General features: G+C 71.0%; 19 protein-coding genes. 16 read left to right on the top strand and 3 right to left on the bottom strand.

From position 1 onward, the window contains the following. Positions 1-396: 396 nt before the first annotated feature. Positions 397-1,017 carry a TetR/AcrR family transcriptional regulator gene (locus tag MK786_RS04005; RefSeq protein WP_241110957.1) on the bottom strand — a complete coding sequence of 207 codons (621 nt, stop codon included), beginning with the start codon at positions 1,015-1,017 and terminating at the stop codon, positions 397-399. A 182-nt stretch (positions 1,018-1,199) separates the two neighbouring features. On the opposite strand from MK786_RS04005, the gene MK786_RS04010 reads away from it, so the two are divergent. From MK786_RS04010 to MK786_RS04060, 11 genes are all read left to right on the top strand, one after another. After that, positions 1,200-1,937, top strand: coding sequence for an enoyl-CoA hydratase/isomerase family protein (locus tag MK786_RS04010; RefSeq protein ID WP_241110958.1), 738 nt, complete (start codon positions 1,200-1,202; stop codon positions 1,935-1,937). Beyond that, positions 1,934-2,812, top strand: a complete 879-nt coding sequence (locus MK786_RS04015; protein ID WP_241110959.1) for a 3-hydroxyacyl-CoA dehydrogenase family protein — start codon at positions 1,934-1,936, stop codon at positions 2,810-2,812. Before MK786_RS04010 ends, MK786_RS04015 begins: the two co-directional genes overlap by 4 nt. Further along, on the top strand, positions 2,812-4,920 hold the full coding sequence (paaZ, locus tag MK786_RS04020) for a phenylacetic acid degradation bifunctional protein PaaZ (protein WP_241110960.1): 2,109 nt from the start codon (positions 2,812-2,814) through the stop codon (positions 4,918-4,920). The genes MK786_RS04015 and paaZ overlap by 1 nt, the downstream gene beginning before the upstream one ends. A 229-nt stretch (positions 4,921-5,149) precedes the next feature. Next, positions 5,150-5,536 (top strand): hydroxyphenylacetyl-CoA thioesterase PaaI, encoded by a 387-nt coding sequence (gene paaI, locus MK786_RS04025; RefSeq protein ID WP_241111331.1) that lies wholly within the window; start codon positions 5,150-5,152, stop codon positions 5,534-5,536. 44 nt (positions 5,537-5,580) lie between these two features. After that, positions 5,581-6,573, top strand: a complete 993-nt coding sequence (gene paaA, locus MK786_RS04030) for a 1,2-phenylacetyl-CoA epoxidase subunit PaaA (protein ID WP_374200416.1) — start codon at positions 5,581-5,583, stop codon at positions 6,571-6,573. Further along, positions 6,573-6,878, top strand: coding sequence for a 1,2-phenylacetyl-CoA epoxidase subunit PaaB (paaB, locus tag MK786_RS04035; protein ID WP_191765915.1), 306 nt, complete (start codon positions 6,573-6,575; stop codon positions 6,876-6,878). Before paaA ends, paaB begins: the two co-directional genes overlap by 1 nt. Then, positions 6,875-7,711: a 1,2-phenylacetyl-CoA epoxidase subunit PaaC gene (paaC, locus tag MK786_RS04040; RefSeq protein WP_241110962.1), complete on the top strand. Its 837-nt coding sequence runs from the start codon at positions 6,875-6,877 to the stop codon at positions 7,709-7,711. Before paaB ends, paaC begins: the two co-directional genes overlap by 4 nt. Further along, a complete protein-coding gene (paaD, locus tag MK786_RS04045) occupies positions 7,705-8,226 on the top strand; it encodes a 1,2-phenylacetyl-CoA epoxidase subunit PaaD (protein ID WP_241110963.1) in 522 nt (173 codons plus the stop codon). The genes paaC and paaD overlap by 7 nt, the downstream gene beginning before the upstream one ends. Further along, positions 8,226-9,422, top strand: a complete 1,197-nt coding sequence (gene paaE, locus MK786_RS04050) for a 1,2-phenylacetyl-CoA epoxidase subunit PaaE (protein WP_241110964.1) — start codon at positions 8,226-8,228, stop codon at positions 9,420-9,422. The genes paaD and paaE overlap by 1 nt, the downstream gene beginning before the upstream one ends. An 11-nt stretch (positions 9,423-9,433) precedes the next feature. Next, the gene (locus MK786_RS04055) at positions 9,434-10,195 is read left to right on the top strand and encodes an enoyl-CoA hydratase/isomerase family protein (RefSeq protein ID WP_241110965.1); all 762 of its coding nucleotides are present in this window, start codon (positions 9,434-9,436) and stop codon (positions 10,193-10,195) included. 311 nt (positions 10,196-10,506) lie between these two features. Further along, complete coding sequence (locus MK786_RS04060) at positions 10,507-11,898, top strand: glyceraldehyde-3-phosphate dehydrogenase (RefSeq protein ID WP_241111332.1); 1,392 nt, start codon at positions 10,507-10,509, stop codon at positions 11,896-11,898. 445 nt (positions 11,899-12,343) lie between these two features. On the opposite strand, the gene MK786_RS04065 is transcribed toward MK786_RS04060, so the two are convergent. Beyond that, a complete protein-coding gene (locus MK786_RS04065) occupies positions 12,344-13,996 on the bottom strand; it encodes a thiamine pyrophosphate-binding protein (protein WP_241110966.1) in 1,653 nt (550 codons plus the stop codon). A 144-nt stretch (positions 13,997-14,140) separates the two neighbouring features. Here MK786_RS04065 and MK786_RS04070 point away from each other — a divergent pair, with 144 nt between their 5' ends. Next, positions 14,141-14,443 carry a hypothetical protein gene (locus tag MK786_RS04070; RefSeq protein WP_241110967.1) on the top strand — a complete coding sequence of 101 codons (303 nt, stop codon included), beginning with the start codon at positions 14,141-14,143 and terminating at the stop codon, positions 14,441-14,443. Between the two features lie 119 nt (positions 14,444-14,562). Here MK786_RS04070 and MK786_RS04075 read toward each other — a convergent pair whose 3' ends face one another. Continuing rightward, entirely contained in the window at positions 14,563-15,273 is a 711-nt protein-coding gene (locus MK786_RS04075) for an IclR family transcriptional regulator (RefSeq protein WP_241110968.1), read from the bottom strand. A gap of 141 nt (positions 15,274-15,414) precedes the next feature. Here MK786_RS04075 and MK786_RS04080 point away from each other — a divergent pair, with 141 nt between their 5' ends. The 4 genes from MK786_RS04080 (at position 15,415) to rplJ (ending at position 20,837) form a co-directional block, all read left to right on the top strand. After that, positions 15,415-17,325, top strand: coding sequence for an FAD-binding monooxygenase (locus MK786_RS04080; protein ID WP_241110969.1), 1,911 nt, complete (start codon positions 15,415-15,417; stop codon positions 17,323-17,325). Between the two features lie 153 nt (positions 17,326-17,478). Continuing rightward, positions 17,479-18,951: an NAD-dependent succinate-semialdehyde dehydrogenase gene (locus MK786_RS04085; RefSeq protein ID WP_241110970.1), complete on the top strand. Its 1,473-nt coding sequence runs from the start codon at positions 17,479-17,481 to the stop codon at positions 18,949-18,951. Between the two features lie 35 nt (positions 18,952-18,986). Next, the gene (locus tag MK786_RS04090; protein ID WP_241110971.1) at positions 18,987-20,066 is read left to right on the top strand and encodes a winged helix DNA-binding domain-containing protein; all 1,080 of its coding nucleotides are present in this window, start codon (positions 18,987-18,989) and stop codon (positions 20,064-20,066) included. A gap of 255 nt (positions 20,067-20,321) precedes the next feature. Continuing rightward, positions 20,322-20,837, top strand: coding sequence for a 50S ribosomal protein L10 (gene rplJ / locus MK786_RS04095; RefSeq protein ID WP_241110972.1), 516 nt, complete (start codon positions 20,322-20,324; stop codon positions 20,835-20,837). Positions 20,838-20,877: the final 40 nt, after the last annotated feature.

The following is a 20,877-nucleotide window of genomic DNA, read 5'->3' on the forward strand; positions in this document are numbered from 1 at the left end:
GTCACGATGTGCTCGCCCAGGCGGCACTTTGTGACAGGTGAGCTTCTGTCGACTCAGACCCTCTGCTCGCCTGTCACGATGTGCTGGGCCAGGCGGCACTTTGTGACAGGTGAGCTTCTGTCGACTCAGACCCTCTGCTCGCCTGTCACGATGTGCTCGCCCAGGCGGCACTTTGTGACAGGTGAGCTTCTGTCGACTCAGACCCTCTGCTCGCCTGTCACGATGTGCTGGGCCAGGCGGCACTTTGTGACAGGTGAGCTTCTGTCGACTCGGACCCTCTGCTCGCCTGTCACGATGTGCTCGCCCAGCAGACACTTCGTGACAGTTGAGCGGTCGTCGGTGCAGATCAGCTCGGGGACCGAAGCTGGGGCCGGAATGCAGAGCGGATGCCGCGGCTCAGCGCGTGCGCATGCCGTCGAGCGCGACCGCCACGACGTCGTGCGCCAGGCGCTCGCCGTCGACCGGGCCGCCGGGGCGGTACCACTCCACGAGGGAGTTGACCATGCCGAAGATGAGGCGGGTCGCGACCGGGCCGTCGATGTCGTCGCGCACCTGGCCGGCGGCCTGCGCCGCTTCGACGAGCGCGGTCACGCGGTGGTCGAACGCCCGCCGACGCTCCAGGGCCGCGCGCTCGACGTCGCTGTTGCCGCGCACCCGCAGCAGCAGGGTCACGTAGGGGAGCCGGTCGACGAGCACCCGCACGGCCCCGCGCAGGACCGCGTCGAGGCGCTCGGCGGCAGATCCGTGCTGGGCGCCGGGCTCATCGAGCACGCCCTCGAGCGCGCTCAGCGCCTCGTCGAGGGCGAGCGACAGCAGCTGCTCCTTCGAATCGAAGTGGTGGTACAGCGCCGACTTCGTCAGGCCCAGTCGCGTCGCGAGATCGGCGACCGAGGTCGCGTCGTACCCCTGCTCGTTGAAGAGGGAGACAGCGATCTCGAGCACCTGTGCACGGTCGTAGCCGGGACGACCGCGGCGCGGGGGTGCGCTGTTCGCTGAGTCGACGTCGAGGGCGGGCACGGCTCCAGTGTCGCATGCGGGATTGGAATACTGAACGATCGGTTAGGTATCATCTGTACCGGTGCCGCGCCGATGCGGCCGCGGAGGGATGACGATGTCCGACGCCTACCTGGTCGGTGGAGTCCGCACGCCCGTGTGCGTCGGCGTGGGGCAGGGCACCGCGATGATCGTGGAGCGGGTGGATGCCTGAGCCGCTGCGCATCGAGAGCGCCGACGATCGCGTCGTCGCGACGCTGACGCGCCCCGAGGCGCGCAACGCGATCCACCAGGCGATGATCGACGCCCTGCACGATCTGTGCGCCGAGCTCGAGGCGACGCCGCGCACGCTCATCCTGATCGGCGCCGACGGGGTCTTCGCCTCGGGCGCCGACATCGCCCAGCTGCGCGAGCGCCGCGCCGCGGATGCCCGCCGGGGCATCAACACCCGCGCGTTCCAGCGCATCCGCGCGCTGCCGATGCCGGTGATCGCGGCGATCGACGGCTACGCACTGGGCGGAGGCGCCGAACTGGCCTACGCGGCCGACCTGCGGATCGGCACGCCACGGCTGAAGATCGGCAACCCCGAAACCGGACTCGGCATCATCGCCGCGGCGGGCGCGACCTGGCGGCTGCCGCAAATCGTGGGAGAGGCGCGCGCCGCCGAGCTGCTGCTCACCGGCCGCATCCTCGACGCCGGCGAGGCGCTCGCCTGGGGTGTGGTCTCCTCGCTGCACGAACCCGACGAACTGCTGGCCGCAGCCCACGCGATGGCCGACCGCATCGCCGCCAACGACCCCCTCGCCACGCGCCACACCAAGACGGCGCTCACCGCTGCGCCGGGCGCCCATCCCGCGCTCGAGCTCGAGCTGCAGGCCGAGCTCTTCGAGAGCCCCGAGAAGGAGCGACGCATGACCGAATTCCTCGAGAGGCGCACGCGATGACCGAGCACGATTCGCCCCGGAAGACGCCGGTCCCCGCGCGCGTCGGCGTGATCGGCGGCGGCCGGATGGGCGCGGGCATCGCGCACGCGTTCGCCCTCGCCGGGGCCGACGTGGTCATCGTCGAACGCGACGAGCACGCGGCGGGCGCGGCATCCGCCCGCGTTCTCGAGGCGGTACGGCGCAGCATCGACCGCGGCGCGACCTCGCGCCGATTCGAGGTCCTCGAGGCCGCGGTCGAGACGGCGACCGATGCTGCGGCCCTCACCGGCTGCGGACTCGTGGTCGAAGCTGTTCCCGAAGACCGCGAACTCAAGGCTGCCGCACTCGGGCGGGCCGAGCGCGTGCTCGACGCGAGCGCCGTCCTCGCGACGAACACGTCGTCCATCTCGATCGACGACCTCGCAGCCGGCCTCGAGCGCCCGGGCCGGTTCGTCGGCCTGCACTTCTTCAATCCCGTGCCGGCGTCGCAGCTGGTCGAGGTCGTCGTCGGACCGGCGAGCGACGACGACGTGGTCGCTGCGGCGAAGGACTGGGTGGCGGCGATCGGCAAGACGCCCGTCGTGGTGCGTGATTCCCCCGGCTTCGCGTCCAGCAGGCTCGGCGTCGCGCTCGGACTCGAGGCCATCCGCATGGTCGAGGAGGGCGTCGCCTCCGCGGCCGACATCGACGCGGCGATGGAGCTCGGGTACCGGCATCCCGTCGGTCCCCTGCGTACGACCGATCTGGTCGGCCTCGACGTGCGCCTCGGCATCGCCGAAGAGCTGCACGCGCGACTGGGCGATCGGTTCGCGCCCCCCGAACTGCTGAGGCGCATGGTGGCCGACGGACAGCTGGGCCGCAAGACCGGCCGCGGTTTCTACGAATGGAGCGAGTGATGACCGAGATCCTTCCGAGCTATGTGCGAGGCGAGTGGTGGACGCCGGCGGATGCCTCGTCCGCCGTGACCGTCGCCGACGCGTCGACCGGCGAGGCGATCGCACGGGTCAGCACCGAGGGCCTCGATCTTGCCGGCGTGCTCGACTACGCGCGCACCGTCGGGCAGCGGAGTCTGGGCGCGCTGACGTTCCATCAGCGTGCGCTGCTGCTGAAGCAGTTCGCCCTCGCGCTGACCGAGCGCAAGCAGGAGCTCTACGACCTCTCGAAGCGCGCGGGCGCTACCGCGCGCGACTCGGCCGGCGACATCGACGGCGGCATCGGAGTGCTCTTCGCCTACTCGTCGAAGGGGCGCCGCGAGCTGCCCAACGGGCAGGTCTACCTCGACGGCCCGGTCGAGCCGCTGTCGAAGGACGGTTCATTCCTCGGACGGCATGTGTACACGCGGCTGCCCGGTGTCGCAGTGCAGATCAACGCCTTCAACTTCCCGATGTGGGGTGCGCTCGAGAAGCTCGCGCCCGCGTTCCTGGCGGGCGTGCCCAGCGTGGTCAAGCCTGCGACGCCCACCGCGTACGTCGCCGAGGCGTGGGTGCGCATCCTCGTCGACACGGGGCTTCTGCCGGAGGGCTCGCTGCAGCTCGTGAGCGGCGGCGTGCCCGGGCTGTTCGACCACCTGCGTCTCGGCGACCTCGTCGGATTCACCGGCAGTGCGTCGACGGCGGAGCGCCTGCGCTCGCACGAGAGCGTGCAGACCGGCGGGGTGCGGTTCACGAACGAGACCGACTCGATCAACGCGAGCGTCCTCGGACCGGACGCCGTCGCCGGCACCCCCGAGTTCGACGCGTACGTGAAGCAGCTGATGGTCGAGCTGACCACGAAGGCCGGGCAGAAGTGCACGGCCATCCGACGGGCGATCGTGCCGGAGGGCGCGGTCGACGACCTCGTCGAGGCCGTTCGCGCGAAGGTGGCCGAGCGGGTCGTGCTCGGCGATCCGCACGCCCCCGATGTGACGATGGGTCCGCTGGTGTCGGTGGCGCAGCGCGATGAGGTGCTGCGCGCCGTGAGCGCGCTCGAAGCCGCAGGGGGCCGGCTGCTGCTCGGGTCGACCGGCGCGCCGCAGGTCGTGCGCGCCGACGGGTCGGTCGGCCCCGCACCGGACGGTGCATTCGTCGAGCCCCTGCTGATCGGGTTCGCGGATGCCTCGGCCGACGCCGTGCACGAGGTCGAGGCGTTCGGTCCGGTCGCCAGCGTGCTGACCTACCGCACCGTCGACGAGGCCGCCGACCTTGTCGCCCGCGGCGGGGGATCTCTGGTCACGAGCGTGGCGACGAACGACCCGGCGGTCGCGACGACGCTGCTGACGCGCGTCGCGGCGTTCAACGGGCGTCTCCTCTTCCTCGATCGCGCCGACGCGCGCACGTCGACGGGTCACGGCGCACCCGTGCCGCACCTCGTGCACGGCGGTCCGGGCCGTGCCGGCGGCGGCGAGGAGCTCGGCGGCATCCGCGCGGTGCTGCACCACATGCAGCGCACCGCCGTGCAGGGCTCGCCCGAGATGCTGACAGCGCTGACCGGCGTGTGGCATCAGGGCGCAGCATCCCGAACCGACCGTCATCCGTTCCGCAAGTCGCTCGCCGAACTCGCGATCGGCGACCAGCTCGTCTCGGCCACGCGCGTCGTGACGCTCGATGACATCGAGACATTCGCGAACTTCACCGGCGACCTGTTCTACGCCCACATGGACGAGGAGGCAGCGGCCGCCAACCCGTTCTTCCCCGGACGCGTCGCCCACGGCTACCTCCTCGTCTCATGGGCCGCGGGCCTGTTCGTCGATCCTGAGCCCGGTCCGGTGCTGGCGAACTACGGGCTGGAGAACCTCCGCTTCATGACGCCGGTGTCGCCGGGCGACGAGATCCGCGTCGTGCTCACGGCGAAGCAGATCACCCCGCGCGAGACCGACGACTACGGCGAGGTGCGGTGGGACGCCGTCATCCACAACCAGTCCGATGAGATCGTCGCGACCTACGACGTGCTGACCCTGGTGGCGAAGGAAGCGGAAGCCGCTGCCGACTCCTCAGGTCCGTCCGCGCCCGCCGAGGTCGGGGCATGACGCCCTCCGTCGCCGCGCGCGGTCGGAATCGGCATCCGCTGGCTCGGGGTTCTGCCGCGGATGCAGGTTTCGACCGCGTGGAGGGGACGCCGTGACCGAGCCCGCCGAGCCCGCCGAGCCCGCCGGGCACGCCGAGCCCGCCGGGCACGCCGAGCCCACCGAGCCCGCCGAGCCCGCCGGGCACGCCGAGCCCACCGAGCCCGCCGAGCACTTCGCCGGCCAGCGCCGCATGCTGCAGCGCGACCGCGCGTCGGCGGCGCTCGGCATGGTCGTCGAACGCGACGAGCCGGGGGAGGCCGTGGTGTCGATGCGCGTGCGCGACGACATGACGAACGGCTTCGCGATCACCCACGGCGGCATGGTGTTCGCGCTGGCCGACACCGCCTTCGCCATGGCGTGCAACGAGGACGACGGGGTGACGGTCGCCGCCGGCGCCGACATCGCCTTCCTCAAGGCGACGCGCGCGGGACAGACGCTGACCGCGCACGCGCGCCGGCGCGCGGCATGGGGTCGCAGCGGCCTGTACGACGTGACGGTCACCGACGAGTCCGGTGACGTGGTCGCCGAGTTCCGAGGGCGCTCGTTCACCACCCGCCGCGAGCACCTTGCGGACTGACCGTAGTAGACTTACTGAACGAATGGTCTGTAATTGAGGAGTCGATGATGACGACCGCACCCGAACCGACCGTGGTCGAGGCCGACGCGCCGGACGAGGCCGCCGAGCAGGCCGCGTTCGACGCGCTCATCGCGGCCGAGCAGCGCATCGAGCCGCGCGACTGGATGCCGGATGGGTACCGCAAGACGCTCATCCGGCAGATCTCGCAGCACGCCCACTCCGAGATCATCGGCATGCAGCCGGAGGGCAACTGGATCACCCGGGCACCGAGCCTGAAGCGCAAGGCGATCCTGATGGCGAAGGTGCAGGACGAGGCGGGCCACGGGCTCTACCTGTACTCGGCCGCCCAGACCCTCGGGATCACCCGCGACGAGATGACCGAGCAGCTCATCGCCGGGAAGGCGAAGTACTCGTCGATCTTCAACTACCCCACGCCGACGTGGGCAGACATGGGCGCGATCGGCTGGCTCGTCGACGGCGCTGCGATCTGCAACCAGGTGCCGCTGTGCCGCGCCTCCTACGGGCCCTACGGCCGGGCGATGGTGCGCATCTGCAAGGAGGAGTCGTTCCACCAGCGGCAGGGGTTCGAGATCCTGCTCGCGCTCATGCAGGGCACCGCGGCGCAGCGGGAGATGGCGCAGGATGCCGTGAACCGCTGGTACTGGCCGAGCCTCATGATGTTCGGCCCGCCCGACGACGAGTCGCCCAACTCCGCGCAGTCGATGGCGTGGAAGATCAAGCGCTTCTCGAACGACGAGCTCCGACAGCGATTCGTCGGGATGCTGGTGCCCCAGGCAGCGGTGCTGGGCGTTACGCTGCCCGATCCCGAACTGCGCTGGGATGAGGACTCCCAGCGCTGGCACATGAGCGACATCGACTGGACCGAGTTCCACGAGGTGCTGCGCGGGCGCGGGCCGATGAACGCGGAGCGTCTGCGCAGCCGCCGGAACGCGCACGAGGACGGCGCATGGGTGCGCGAGGCCGCGGCGCAATACGCCCGCACGCAGGCCGCCCGCGCGGAAGGGAAGGTGGCGTGATGGCTGCTCCGGGATACTCCGACCGCGAGACCTGGCCGCTGTGGGAGGTCTTCGTGCGCGCGAGCCGCGGGCTGAGCCACGTGCACGCCGGCTCGCTGCACGCGCCCGACGCCGAGCTCGCCCTGCGCAACGCGCGCGACCTGTACACGCGCCGCGGCGAGGGCACGTCGGTCTGGGTCGTGCCCGCCGACGCGATCACGACGAGCGACCCGGACTCGAAAGGCGCGTTCTTCGAGAGCCCGGCAGGCAAGAACTACCGGCACGCGGTGTACTACACGGCGTCGGAGGGGGTGCCGCACCTGTGAGCACGGAGACGATCCACGACGACCCGCACGGCGAGGTCAGCGTCGACCGCATCGAGCTCTCCGCCGAGCTCGCGGGCGAGGGCGGCCGTGCGGCGACCGCCGACATCGCCGAGTACGCGCTGCGCCTCGGCGACGACGCGCTGATCCTGTCGCAGCAGCTCGGCGCCTGGATCGCGCGCGCACCCGAGCTCGAGGAGGACGTCGCGCTGGGCAACATCGCGCTCGACCTGCTCGGGCATGCGCGCTCGTTCCTTCGCTACGCCGGCTCCTTCGACGGCCGCACCGAAGACGACCTCGCGTTCTGGCGCGACGAGCCCGAGTTCCGCTGTGCCTGGCTCTTCGAGCAGCCGAACGGCGACTTCGCACAGACGATCGCGCGGCAGTTCGCGGCATCCACCTACCAGTTCGAGCTCTACCGCGCGCTCGCCGGATCCAGCGATGCCACCTTCGCGGCGATCGCGGCCAAGGCCGTGAAAGAGGTCGAGTACCACCGCGACCACGCCGTGCAGTGGACCCTGCGCCTGGCAGGCGGCACCGAGGAGTCGCGCGCGCGCATGATCCGCGCCGTGGGCGACGTGTGGCCGTACGTCGACGAGCTCTTCCGCGACGACCCGCTGATCGAGCGGCTCGGGGCGGCTGCCGTGCGTCCTGCGGGCCTGCGCCCTGCCTTCGACGCCGTCGTCGGCGCGGTGTTCGCCGAGGCGGAGCTCGACGTGCCGCAGGGGTTCGTGAGCGCGGGCGGCGGCCGCGACGGCCGGCACTTCACGACGCTCGCCTACATCCTGGCCGAGATGCAAGTGCTCGCGCGGCAGCATCCGGGGGCGACATGGTGACGCTCAGCGACCTGCAGTCCCGCGATGCCGTGGCCGCGGAATCCGCGCGCGCCTGGCGCATCGCCGCGGCCGTGCCCGATCCGGAGGTGCCGGTGCTCACCGTCGAGGACCTCGGGGTGCTGCGCGACGTGTCGGTCGACGGCGACCGGGTGACGGTGACCATCACGCCGACGTACTCGGGGTGCCCGGCCGTCGACGCCATCCGCGACGACATCGTGCTCGCGCTCACCGAGGCCGGGTTCACCGACGTCGACGTGCGGCTGACCCTCACTCCCGCGTGGACCACCGACTGGATGAGCGACGAGGGCCGCGACAAGCTGCGGTCCTATGGCATCGCGCCGCCCACGGGGAAGGCGTCGGTCGGCGGACCGATCCGGCTGCAGCTCGCGGTGAAGTGCCCGCGCTGCGGCTCGCTCGACACGCGCGAGCTTGCGCGCTTCGGGTCGACCTCGTGCAAGGCGCTCTACGAGTGCCGGGAGTGCCTCGAGCCCTTCGACCACTTCAAGGTGCACTGATGGCCGCAGAGAACATCGGGGCCCGCGAGCGCGAGCGCATCGCCGAGGCCCTCCTGACGAGCGCCGTCGGCGGTCCGCGCGAGGCGAAGCGCCGTGCCCGCTTCCATACGCTGCGCGTCGCGGCGGTGCGGCCGCTGACCGACGCCGCGGTCGAGGTGACGTTCGCCGTGCCGGAAGAGGCGCGCGGCGACTTCGACTACCTCGCCGGCCAGCACGTCGCCCTGCGCACCACGCTCGACGGCCACGAGGTGCGGCGCTCGTACTCGCTGTGCCGCGCGGTCGACGCCGGCGGCGGAGGGGACGGCCCGCTCACGATCAGCGTGGCCATCAAGCGCGACCAGGGCGGGAGGTTCTCGACATGGGCGCACACCGAGCTGAAGCCCGGCGACCGCATCGACGTCATGAGCCCGCAGGGCACGTTCACGTCGTCACTCGCCGACCTCGACGGCGCGCATGTCGCGGGCATCGCCGCGGGTTCGGGGATCACTCCGCTCATGGCGCTCGCCGCGACGGTGCTCGCACGGTCCGAGACCTCGCGCTTCACCCTCGTCTACACGAACCGATCGACCTCCGATGTGATGTTCCTCGAGGACCTCGCCGATCTCAAGGACCGCTACCCCTCGCGACTTGCCCTGCACCACGTGCTCTCGCGCGAGCAGCGGGCAGCGCCGCTGCTCTCGGGACGCATCGACGAAGAGCGGCTCCGCCGCATCCTCGACGCGCTCGTGCTTCCCGACACAGTCGACGAGTGGTTCCTGTGCGGCCCGTTCGAGCTCGTGCAGCTGTGTCGCGACACGCTCGCCGACATCGGCGTGGCCCCCGAGCACGTCCGCTACGAGCTGTTCACGACGGGCGAGGGCGGCCGGGCGGAGGCGCCGTCCGGACGCCGGGTCGAGGTCAAGGCCGACGAGCCCGTGCGTCGGATCGAGGTCACGCTCGACGGCCAGTCGGCGACGATCGAGAGTCCGGTCTCCGCGCACGAATCGATCCTCAATGCCGCGTTGCGCGTGCGCCCCGACGCACCGTTCGCGTGTGCGGGCGGCGTCTGCGGCACGTGCCGGGCGCTGCTGCGCGAGGGGTCCGTCACGATGACCGAGAACTACGCGCTCGAGCCCGACGAGCTCGAGCGCGGCTACATCCTCACCTGCCAGTCCCACCCCACGACCGACCGCGTCGTGGTCGACTACGACGTCTGAGAGAGGTTCCCGTGATCACCAGCTCCGTCGACGAGGGCGTCGCCGAGATCGTGCTCGATGCCCCCGAGAAGCTCAACGCCCTGTCGTTGGAGGCGATCGGGGAGGTGGATGCCGCGTACGCCGAGGCCGAGGCATCCGGCGCCCGCGCTCTCGTCCTGCGCGGCGAAGGACGCGCGTTCTGCGCCGGGCGCGACATCGCCGGCGTCGATCCGGCGACCGACGACGTGGGGGAGTACCTCGGCGCGGTCGAGGCGCTGATGCGGCGGATGGCCGCGTTCCCGGCGCCGACGTTCGCGGCCGTGCAGGGGGCGTGCCTGGGCGTCGGACTCGGGCTCGCCATCGCGACGGACGTGGTGTACGTCGCCGAGACAGCCAAGGTCGGGTCGCCCTTCGCGAACCTCGGGGCGCTGCTCGACTCGGGCGGTCACGCGCTGCTCTACGAGCGCCTCGGGGCGCACCGCGCTCTCGACCTCATCTACACCGGCGAGCTTCTCACCGGAGCCGATGCCGTGGCGGCGGGCCTCTTCAGCCGCAGTGTTGCCGCCGACCAGCTGCTCGACTTCACGCGTGAGCGCGCCGCACGGGCCGCAGCCGGGCCCACGCAGGCGTTCCTCGCGTCGAAGCGCCTGATCGACAAGCTGAGGGACGAGCGGCTGTGGCGCGTCGTCGCCGACGAGACTCGCGGACAGGCCGAGCTGCGTGACACCGCCGACTACCGCGAGGGGTTCGCGGCGTTCCAGGAGAAGCGCAAGCCGACTTTCACCGGCGCCTGACCCGCACGACGCCCGGTCGCCGACGGTCGTCGAGCGGTTGCGGAGCGGTCGGGGAGCGGTCGGGGAGCGGTCGAGGTGAGCCGGAATGCGCCGCGTCGCGAGCAGATCTGCACGTCCGTTAAGAACCGCATTTCTTGACGCGCCGCGGCGGGGCAAGGACGGCGGATCACTGCACAGCGGCAGGTATTTTTGATCGTCGGTGTCACGAACACCCCGCACTCCCGCGACACGCGCTCCGCAACGAAAGGCACCACGTGGTCGACGCACAGCAGACCGAGGACTGGGCAACGCGAGAAGAGCTCGCGGAGCAGATGATCCCGATCATCGGCCGGCTCTACCGCAAGGGCGTGGTGACGTCGCTGCATGGACACCGCATCATCAACCTGTCGACCACGGGCCTCCTAGGCGTCCACGAGCGGGTGAGTCAGCTCGGCCACGACGAGCTCGACCCGGCCGAGACGCTCGCCGTGCTCACCGAGCTCGAGGCGCTCGCGCCGGGTGCGGCGTCGATCGACGTCGGCCGTCTCGCGACCATCGCCCGCGGGTGCTCCGAGTCGCTCGCCGAGCAGCTCGCGGCAGAGCTCGCCGACGTGGCGGGCGCCGGCGGCGCGATCCCGGCCGGTGCGGACGTCGTGCTCTACGGCTTCGGCCGTATCGGGCGCCTGCTCGCCCGCATCCTGATCTCCCACGCGGGCGGCGGCAGCGGCCTGCGCCTGCGTGCGATCGTGGTGCGCAAGGGCAGCGCGAACGACCTCCAGAAGCGCGCCAGCCTGCTGCAGCGCGACTCGGTCCACGGTCCGTTCGCCGGCTCCGTCTCGGTGGACGAGGACGCCCAGCAGATCATCGCCAACGGCACGCGGATCCAGGTCGTCTACGCGGACGACCCCGCAGCCGTCGACTACACCGCCTACGGCATCGACGACGCGATCGTCGTCGACAACACCGGCCGCTGGCGCGACGAGGCCGGGCTGTCACAGCACCTGCGGGCGAAGGGCGTGGCACGGGTGCTGCTCACGGCGCCCGGCAAGAGCCCGCTGAAGAACATCGTCCACGGCATCAACGACGACGCCATCGCACCCGACGACCGCATCCTGTCGGCGGCGTCGTGCACGACGAACGCCATCACCCCGGTTCTCGCTGCGATCGACGAGGCCTACGGAGTCGTGCGCGGCCACGTTGAGACGGTGCACTCGTTCACCAACGACCAGAACCTCATCGACAACTTCCACCGCGGCGATCGTCGCGGCCGGTCGGCGGTGCTCAACATGGTGATCACCGAGACCGGAGCCGCTACGGCGGTCGCCAAGGCGCTGCCGCAGCTGGAGGGCAAGCTGACCGGGAGCTCGATCCGGGTTCCGACGCCCGACGTGTCGCTGGCCGTGCTGCACCTGACGCTGGAGCGCCCGGCGTCGAAGGACGAGGCGAACGACTACCTGCGGCGGGTGTCGCTGCACTCGAAGCTGCGCCAGCAGATCGACTACGTCGAGTCGCCCGAGGTGGTCTCGACCGACTTCGTCGGATCGCATCGCGCCGGCATCGTCGACGGCCTGGCGACCATCGCCGCCGGCGACAACCTCATCCTGTACGTCTGGTACGACAACGAGTTCGGATACTCGTGCCAGGTGATCCGGGTACTCGAGAAGATGGCCGGCGCGCACCCGGTGGTCCGTCCCGCACGCCGCGAGGTCACGCTCGAGGCGTAGGCCCGAGCCGGCGCACTCCGCCCGGCCGGGGCCCGCGTACGTCGCAAGATCGGACATCTCGTCGGACATGCCGGTCGATCGATGCTGCGCCCCGGCGTGTCGCCAGGATCTCCGACGTTGTGGCGGTCATCCACCGTGGGAAACGACCGGGGCATCCCAGGGATCTCGATGCACGCGCTGCGCGCGCACTCGATCGGCGGTGTGGAGCGCCCGGGTGGTCAAACGGTCGGGCGAAACGCCGGCCGGAAGCTTTCCATCGCCCCATTGAGGGCGAAATCTCCCGACGCCTTGACGGAGCCGGGACGGGCTATGCCGGCGGCCGGGGTCGCGGTACGGTGCCGGCGCGCGCCTGCAGGCCTCCGAACAACGCGCCGGGCGGAGCTCACCGCGTTGGGTCTCGCTGTGCTCGCTCAACGACCGGGACGCGCCCGATCGACGGCCTTCGTCAGGAGTTCACGCGGATGATCTCCTGCTGGTAGGGCGCGATGACGGCGCCCGAGATGCGGCAGTCGAGCACCAGGAACCGGCGGGCTGCCGGGTCCTCGGCCGCCCACGAAGCGAGGCGCTCCAGGTCGGCCATGGTCCTCACGACCACGCCCTCGGCTCCGACGCCGGCGGCCAGCGCGGCGAAGTCGACCTCGGGGATGAGCATCGGCTCCTTCGCGAGGCCCTTGAGCCCGTAGAGGTTGACTTCGGCGCCGTAGGCGGCGTCGTTCCACACCACAGCCATGCCGCGGCCGCCTGCCACCCGCACCGCCGACTCCAGGTCGGACAGCGCCATGAGCCCGCCGCCGTCGCCAGTGGTGAGCACGACGGTCGCCTCGGGCCGGGCGAGCGCCGCACCGGGCACCGACGGCCAGCCGAGGCCGATCGACTGGAACGCCGTGCCGACCATCATCATGCGGTCGGGAGACGCGACCGGCCAGAACATGTTCGCCCAGCCGATGAAGTGCCCGCCGTCCGAGACGACGACGCGGTCCTCGGGCAGAAGCTTCGCGATGCGCGCGGCCACCGAGCGGGGATCCAGGTGTCCATCCGCGGCGACCCCCTCCCCCCTGTCGTAGCCGCGGGCCGCGGCGACATCGACCGATTCGCGCCACCCGCTGCCCTCGGTGCGCAGCTGGCGCACGGCCGTCACGAGCCGGCCGGCGACGGTCGCGGCATCCCCCCGCACGAATCCGCCGACGTGCGGATGCGTCGCCGCGGGCGTGACGTCGACCTGGAAGATGCGCGTCCCGGGGGCGAACAGGTCGCCGAACCGCATCGTGAACTGGTTGAGCGAGGCGCCGAAGACCACGGCCACGTCGGCCTCGCGCACGAGCTCCATCGCACCCTCGGCGCCGAATCCGCCCGTCACCCCGAGGTCGAACTCGGCGCGGGGGAAGATGCCTCGGCCGAGGGCCGTCGAGGCGGTGAGGGCTCCGGTGAGGTCGGCGAGCTCGCCGAGCGCGTCGCCCGCGCCGGAGATCCATGCCCCGCGCCCGGCGAGCAGGAAGGGGCGTTCCGCACCGGCGAGGGCCGCGGCGATGTCGGCGACGGCCCCCTCCGCGAACGGGCCGGTCGGCGTCAGCGGGCCGGGCAGGCGCGGTTCGGGCGCCTCGGGAACGGGTCCGGCATCGCGCGCCGCGACGTCGTACGGGATGGCGAGCACGGTGGGCACGCGGTAGGTCAGGGCGTGCTCGATCGCGATGACGGTCGTGGCTGCGGCATCCGCTCGTCCGACCGTGTACGTGCGCGCCCCCACGGCCGACGCCATGGCAATCTGGTCGACGTCCCACGGGCGCGGGCCCGAGGTGGGCTCGTCACCCACCACGAGCACCAGGGGCACGTGCGCCTGCACGGCCTCGGCCAGTGCGGTGAGGGTGTTGGTGAAGCCGGCGCCGTAGGTCGCCGTGGCGGCGGCGAGCCTGCCCGAGGCGCGGTGGAAGGCGTCGGCGGCGACGACCCCGCCGGCTTCGTGCCGCACGGCGGTGAACGAGACGGCGGTCGAGCTCTCGAGGGCATCGAGGAAATAGGCGTTGCCGTTGCCCATGACCCCGAAGACGTGGTCGATGTGGCGGGCGAGGGTGAGCGCGACGTGCGCGGAGACGGTCGGCATGAGGGAACTCCTGCAAGACGGGACGGTGGGAGGCCGTATATGTCTCGCGCGTTCGCGCTGCGTGCCCATTTTTCGAGCACCGGCGGACTCGTTCCCGCCGGACGACTTCGAGTATAGGACTCCGCGCCGGGCATGATGGAGGCCATGAGGACCATCCAGCTGCGCCGGTACACGCTCGTCGACGGAGAGTACGACGCCTTCGTCGCGTGGTGGGAGGGCTGCATGCCGCGCGTGCGTCCGGCCGCCGGGTTCCGGATCGAGTTCGCGTACGGCCTGCCCGCGTCGAACGAGTTCGTCTGGGCTGTCAGCGCCGAAGGCGACGAGGAGGCGTTCGTCGCCCTCGAGCAGGAGTACATGGCATCGGATGCCCGCGCCGAGGCGTTCGCCGGAGTGCCGCAGCGTGTCGCGGTGTACGACATCGCGTTCGTCGGGCAGCAGTTCGCCTGAGTCCGTGCGGCGCCGGAAGCGCCCGCGGCGAGCCGGAAGCGCCCGTGGCGCCGGAACCCCCGCGGCGCCGGAAGCGCCCGCGGCGAGCCGGATGCGCCCCACGGCGATGACCCGGGTCGTCAGGCGCCGAGCGCCTCGCGGATCGCGCTCGCGGAGCGATGCAGTCGCTGCGCGATAACCTCGGGCTCGACGGGGCTGGCGACGTAGACCGCCGCGATCGCCGCAGGACGCTGGCTGCCGCGCAGGCGGAGCGGCACCGACACCGACTGCACGGTCGGGATGACCTCGTCGTGGCTGGTCGCGTAGCCGCGCAGTGCGGTCTCGGCGATCTCGGCGCGCAGGCGATCGTCGACGGCGGTCGGCCACTCGGCCGGATCGAGGGTTGACAGGATCGCCTTGCTCGGCGCTCCGACGGTGATGGAGTGGCGAGCTCCCGGGCGCTGTGCCACCGCGGCCACCGCGTGCCGCGGTTCGACGCTCGCCAGCGTGATGCACTCGTCGCGATCGAGGACCGCGAGGAAGCACGTCATGCCGAGCTCGTTCGCGATCGCCGTCAGCTCCGGCAGCGCCTCGGCATGCAGGTCATGGGCGACCCCCGCGGCAAGGGCGGCGAGCCGCGCGCCGAGCTGCACGCGCCCGGCCGTGTCGCGGGTGATGAGTCCGTGGTCCTCGAGTGTGCGCAGCAGCCGGTAGACCACGGAACGATGCAGGTCGAGCCGGCGTGCGAGATCGTCGATCGAGAGCGGCTCGCGGGCATCGGCGAGGACTTCGAGCACCCGGATGCCGCGGCTCAGCGTCTGCGACGCGGGCGCTGTGGTCGTCGTGGTCATCGGGGTCCTCTCCGCACAGGGGGTTGTCGCGCGGCATCCGCTTCGTATACGATCTGTTCAATAGTAGAACTTTGTGTTCGAATATAGAACGCACCGGATGCGAGCACAACCCCGACGAAGTCGTCAGGAAGGACCAGGACGATGCAGTTCCACCACCACGGATACGTCTCCGGAGAGCCCCGCGTGCAGAACGCCGCGGGCACGGGCATCGATCGCCCGGCCGAGCTCCCTGACGAGATGGACGTGCTGATCGTCGGCTCCGGTCCTGCGGGCATGCTGCTGGCGGCGCAGATGTCGCAGTTCCCGAGCGTGACCACGCGTCTCATCGAACGGCGCGACGGCCGCCTGCCCCTGGGTCAGGCCGACGGCATCCAGCCGCGGAGCGTCGAGACCTTCCAGGCCTTCGGCTTCGCCGAGCGCATCATCGCCGAGGCCTACAACATCGGCTACATGAACTTCTGGAACCCCGACCCGGAGAACCCGCGCAACATCATCCGCACCACGCGCACCGAGGACTACGGGCTCAAGATCAGCGAGTTCCCACACCTGATCGTCAACCAGGCGCGCGTCCTCGACTACTTCGCCGAGGCCGCCGCCTACGGGCCCGCCCGCATCGCGCCCGACTACGGCATCGAGTTCCTCGGCCTCACCGTGCACGGCGACGGCGAGTACCCCGTCGAGGTCCGCGTGCGCTACGCGGCGGGGGAGCGCGCCGGCGAGGAGCGCACCGTGCGTGCGAAGTACGTCGTCGGCTGCGACGGCGCGCGCAGCGGCGTGCGCGAGGCTATCGGCCGCAAGCACGTCGGCAACTTCGCCGCCCATGCCTGGGGCGTGATGGACGTGCTCGTCAACACCGACTTCCCCGACTGGCGCACCAAGTGCGCGATCAACTCGGCGGCCGGCAACATCCTGCACATCCCGCGCGAAGGCGGCTACCTCAGCCGCGTCTACGTCGACCTCGGCGAGGTCGCCGCCGACGACAACCACCAGGTGCGCCAGACGCCGATCGAGGAGATCATCCGCAAGGCGAACGAGATCCTCCACCCCTACACGCTCGACGTGAAGGAGGTCGCCTGGTCCAGCGTCTACGAGGTCGGCCACCGGGTCACCGACAAGTTCGACGACGTCGACGTCGACCAGGGCCACGACCCGCGCGTGTTCCTCACGGGGGATGCGTGCCACACGCACAGTGCGAAGGCCGGCCAGGGCATGAACGTCTCGATGCAGGACGGCTTCAATCTCGGCTGGAAGCTCGGGCACGTGCTCACGGGCCTCAGCTCCGCGTCGCTGCTGTCGACGTACTCGGCCGAGCGTCAGCCCGTCGCGCAGCAGCTCATCGACTTCGACCGCCAGTGGTCGAGCCTCATGGCGCGCAAGCCCGAGGAGATCTCCGATCCGCAGGAGCTCGCGACCTTCTACCTCGGCACCGCCGAGTTCCCCTCGGGCTTCATGACCCAGTACGGGGCGTCGCCCATCGTGGGCGGCGCCGAGCACCAGGAGCTCGCGTCGGGCTTCCCGGTCGGCAAGCGATTCAAGTCATCCGAGGTGGTGCGGGTGTGCGACGGCAACGCCGTGCACCTCGGCCACCACGCCACGGCCGACGGTCGCTGGCGCATCTACGCTTTCGCCGACGCGCCGACGGCCGGCGAGCCGTCCGCCCTGACCGACTGGGCCGCGTTCGTGGCCTCGCCCGAGGGCCCGATCGCCCGGCACACGCCCGCCGGGACCGACATCGACGCCCTGTTCGACGTGAAGGTCGTGTACCAGCAGAGCTACGAGGACGTCGAGATCACGCGCGCGCCCGGTCTCTTCCTGCCGAAGGTCGGGCCGCTCGCCCTCACCGACTGGGAGAAGGTGTACGCCGCGCAGCCGAACGCGTGGACGCGCACCGACATCTTCGAAGAGCGCGGGCTGTCGCGTGACGGCGTCGTGATCGTGGTGCGTCCCGACCAGTACGTCGCCGCAGTGCTGCCGCTGACCGCCACCGAAGAGCTCGCCGAGTTCTTCTCGCAGGCGCTTCTCGATCAGCGCGCGGTCGCCGCCGCCCGCTGACCCTGTCCGCGTGGGCGATGCGAGCCCTCGTGGTGTACATCACGTATATCGGCCGCTCCGGCGGCTGCGGGCAGAATGGCCCGCAAGACCATGAACTGATCGGATGCCGCGGGGCCGCGGCATCCCGAACCGTCATCGACAAGGGGAGTCCCCGTGACCGACAACCGTGAGACCGAACTGCTGGCGTCCGTTCCGGACGGCCTGTTCATCGGGGGCGAGTGGCGTGGCGCCCAGGGCGGCAAGACGCTCAAGGTGTACGACCCGGCCACGGGCGAGGTCGTGAAGGTGATCGCCGACGCGTCGCCAGAAGACGGCAAGGCCGCTCTCGACGCCGCCGTCGACGCGTTCCCGGCGTGGGCCTCGACCCCCGCGCGGGAGCGGGCGGAGATCCTGCGGCGCGCGTTCGACCTGCTGCAGGAGCGCAAGGAGGACTTCGCGCTGCTGATGACGATCGAGATGGGCAAGCCGCTGGCCGAGGCGCGCGGCGAGGTCGCCTATGGCGGCGAGTTCCTGCGCTGGTTCAGCGAGGAGACCGCCCGGGTGCAGGGCCGCTACGGCGCGAACCCCGAGGGCACCGGTCGCATGATCGTCTCTCAGCACCCGGTCGGGCCGTGCTTCCTGATCACGCCGTGGAACTTCCCGCTCGCGATGGCGACCCGCAAGATCGCGCCGGCGCTGGCGGCCGGCTGCACCGTGGTCATCAAGCCCGCCGAGCTGACGCCGCTCACGACGCTGGCATTCGCGAAGCTGCTCGAAGACGCCGGGCTGCCGAAGGGCGTCGTGAACGTGTTCACGACCTCGACGTCGGGCAAGGTGTCCGAGCCGATCATCCGCGACCCGCGCCTGCGCAAGCTGTCGTTCACCGGCTCGACGTCGGTCGGCCAGCGCCTGATCGAGCAGTCGGCGCAGGGCGTGCTGCGCACGTCGATGGAGCTCGGCGGCAACGCCCCGTTCGTCGTGTTCGACGACGCCGACCTCGACAAGGCTGTGGACGGGGCGATGCTCGCGAAGTTCCGCAACATCGGCCAGGCGTGCACGGCGGCCAACCGCTTCATCGTGCAGCGCAGCGTGGCCGACGAGTTCGCCCGCCGGGTCACCGAGCGCGTGCAGGGGATGAAGATCGGGCGCGGCACCGAGGACGGCGTGGCGATCGGACCCCTCATCAACCAGGACGCCGTCGACAAGGCCGCCTCGCTCGTGGCCGACGCCGTCCAGCGCGGCGCTCAGGTGCGCACCGGCGGCAGCGAGGTCGAGGGTGCGGGCACGTTCTACGAGCCGACCGTCGTCACCGACGTGCAGCCGGGCAGCGAGATCCTCCGCGAGGAGATCTTCGGGCCGGTGCTCGCGATCATCCCGTTCGACACCGAAGACGACGCCGTGCGCATCGCCAACGACACCGAGTACGGCCTCGTCTCGTACGTCTTCACCGAGAGCCTCTCGCGCGGACAGCGCATGATCGACAAGCTCGAGACCGGCATGATGGGCCTCAACGTGGGCGTCGTATCGAACGCCGCCGCGCCGTTCGGCGGCTGGAAGATGTCGGGCCTGGGCCGCGAGGGCGGCGCGGAGGGCATCCACGAGTACCTCCAGACGAAGTACACCCTCACCGCCAACCCCTACGCCTGACGCCTCGCGTCCGCGGTGCACGCCATGATGGGGGCATGGATGCGGCATCCGTGCGTCACGAGCGGCTGCGGTCGCATCGGCTGAGCGCCCCGGCGGCGACCGTCCTCGAGGCCGCGACCCACATGCTCGCCACGCAGGCGCAGGAGTTCTGGGGTGGCCGGTGGGCGATCGCGGCGCGCACGCGCGGCCGCACGACCGTGCACGACGTCGACGCGGCGTTCGACCGCGGCGAGATCGTGCGGTCGTGGACGCAGCGCGGCACGATCCACCTGATCCCCGCCCGCGACCTCGCGTGGGTGCTCTCGATCACCGGCGAGCGCCAGGGGCGCCAGGCTGCGGCCGTGCGACGCGCCGAGTCGATCGACGACGATGAGCTCGGCAAGGCCGAGCGTCTCGCGCGTGCGGCGCTCCGCGGCGGCAACCGTCTCACCCGCAAAGAGCTCTTCGACGTGCTCGAGACCGGGGGAGTGAGCACCGCCCGCCAGCGCGGCTACCACCTGCTCGTCGCGCTGTCGCTGCGAGCGGCGGTCTGCCAGGGCCCGGTCGTGCCTCGTCCGGTCGGGCCGACGCGCGAGCAGTTCCTCGTGCTGACCGAGGAGTGGGTGACGGATGCCGCGTCCCCCGCCGATCCCCTTGCCGAGCTGTTCTTCCGCTACATCTCATCGCACGGTCCCGCCGGCGCGCGCGACTTCGCGTGGTGGACGGGGCTGCCGCTCGGGGTTTCGCGGAGCGCGGCGGATGCCGCATCCGATCGTCTCGTCGTCGTCGACGACCAGCCCGAGCCGCAGTACGTCGCCGCCGGCCCGGCGCCGCGGCGCAGTCCGGCGGCCCCCGCCGTACTCGCCCTGCCGCCGTTCGAGGAGTACTACCTGTCGTACGTCGACCGCACCGTGCCGTGCGCCCCCGAGTTCCTCGCGGCCATCGGCCCCAGCATGAACGGCATCGTGCGTCCGATCATCGTCGCGCAGGGGGAGGTGGTCGGCGTCTGGACCCACTCGATCGCCGTCGGCCGTCATGCCGACGCTCCGATCCCCGAGCTCTTCACTCCCGGCATGGCCGGCCGCGCCGACGTCGGCGCGGCGCTCGACCGGTACCGCGAGTTCATCACGGGCTGACCCGGGCTCGATTTGGCAGGTGCGGAGGGCTCACGTACACTGGGTGTCAACCGAAGACCGCCGGTCATCGACGTGCGCGCAAGCGAACGAAGATCGAAGCACTGCATCGCAGGGGCCCGCGCAGGTGACACGAACTTCTGAAGCTCCGTGCGCTTGCGCCGGAGCTTTTCTCTTTGCCGTGACGAGAGCAGATGAGCGGATGTCGAGGCCGACGTCCCGCCATCGCGGAGCGTCACGTACACACAAGGAGTGGCCATGGCGCAGAAGGAAGCATCGGTCGCCGAGCTCACGAAGCACTTCGAGGACTCGACCGCCGTTCTGCTGACCGAGTACCGCGGTCTGACGGTTGCCCAGCTCAAGGAGCTGCGCAACAGCATTCGTCAGGACGCGGAATACGCCGTGGTGAAGAACACGCTGACCAAGATCGCCGCGAACAACGCGGGGATCACCTCGATGGACGACGACCTCAAGGGTCCGTCGGCCATCGCGTTCGTGCACGGTGACCCGGTCTCCGTCGCGAAGGGTCTCCGTGCCTTCGCCAAGGCACACCCTCTTCTCGTGATCAAGGGCGGCTTCTTCGACGGAAAGCCCCTGACCGCGGATGAGGTCACCAAGCTCGCCGACCTCGAGAGCCGTGAAGTCCTGCTGGCGAAGCTCGCCGGCGCGATGAAGGCGACGATGACGAAGGCAGCCTACGTCTTCAACGCACTGCCGTCGAAGGCCGTTCGCACGGTCGACGCACTGCGCGAGAAGCAGGAGTCCGCGGCCTGAACCGGCCCCGGCTAAGCAAAACCCCAATCAAGGAGAATCA

This window comes from Microbacterium sp. CFH 31415, from assembly GCF_022538185.1.
Classification (GTDB): domain Bacteria; phylum Actinomycetota; class Actinomycetes; order Actinomycetales; family Microbacteriaceae; genus Microbacterium.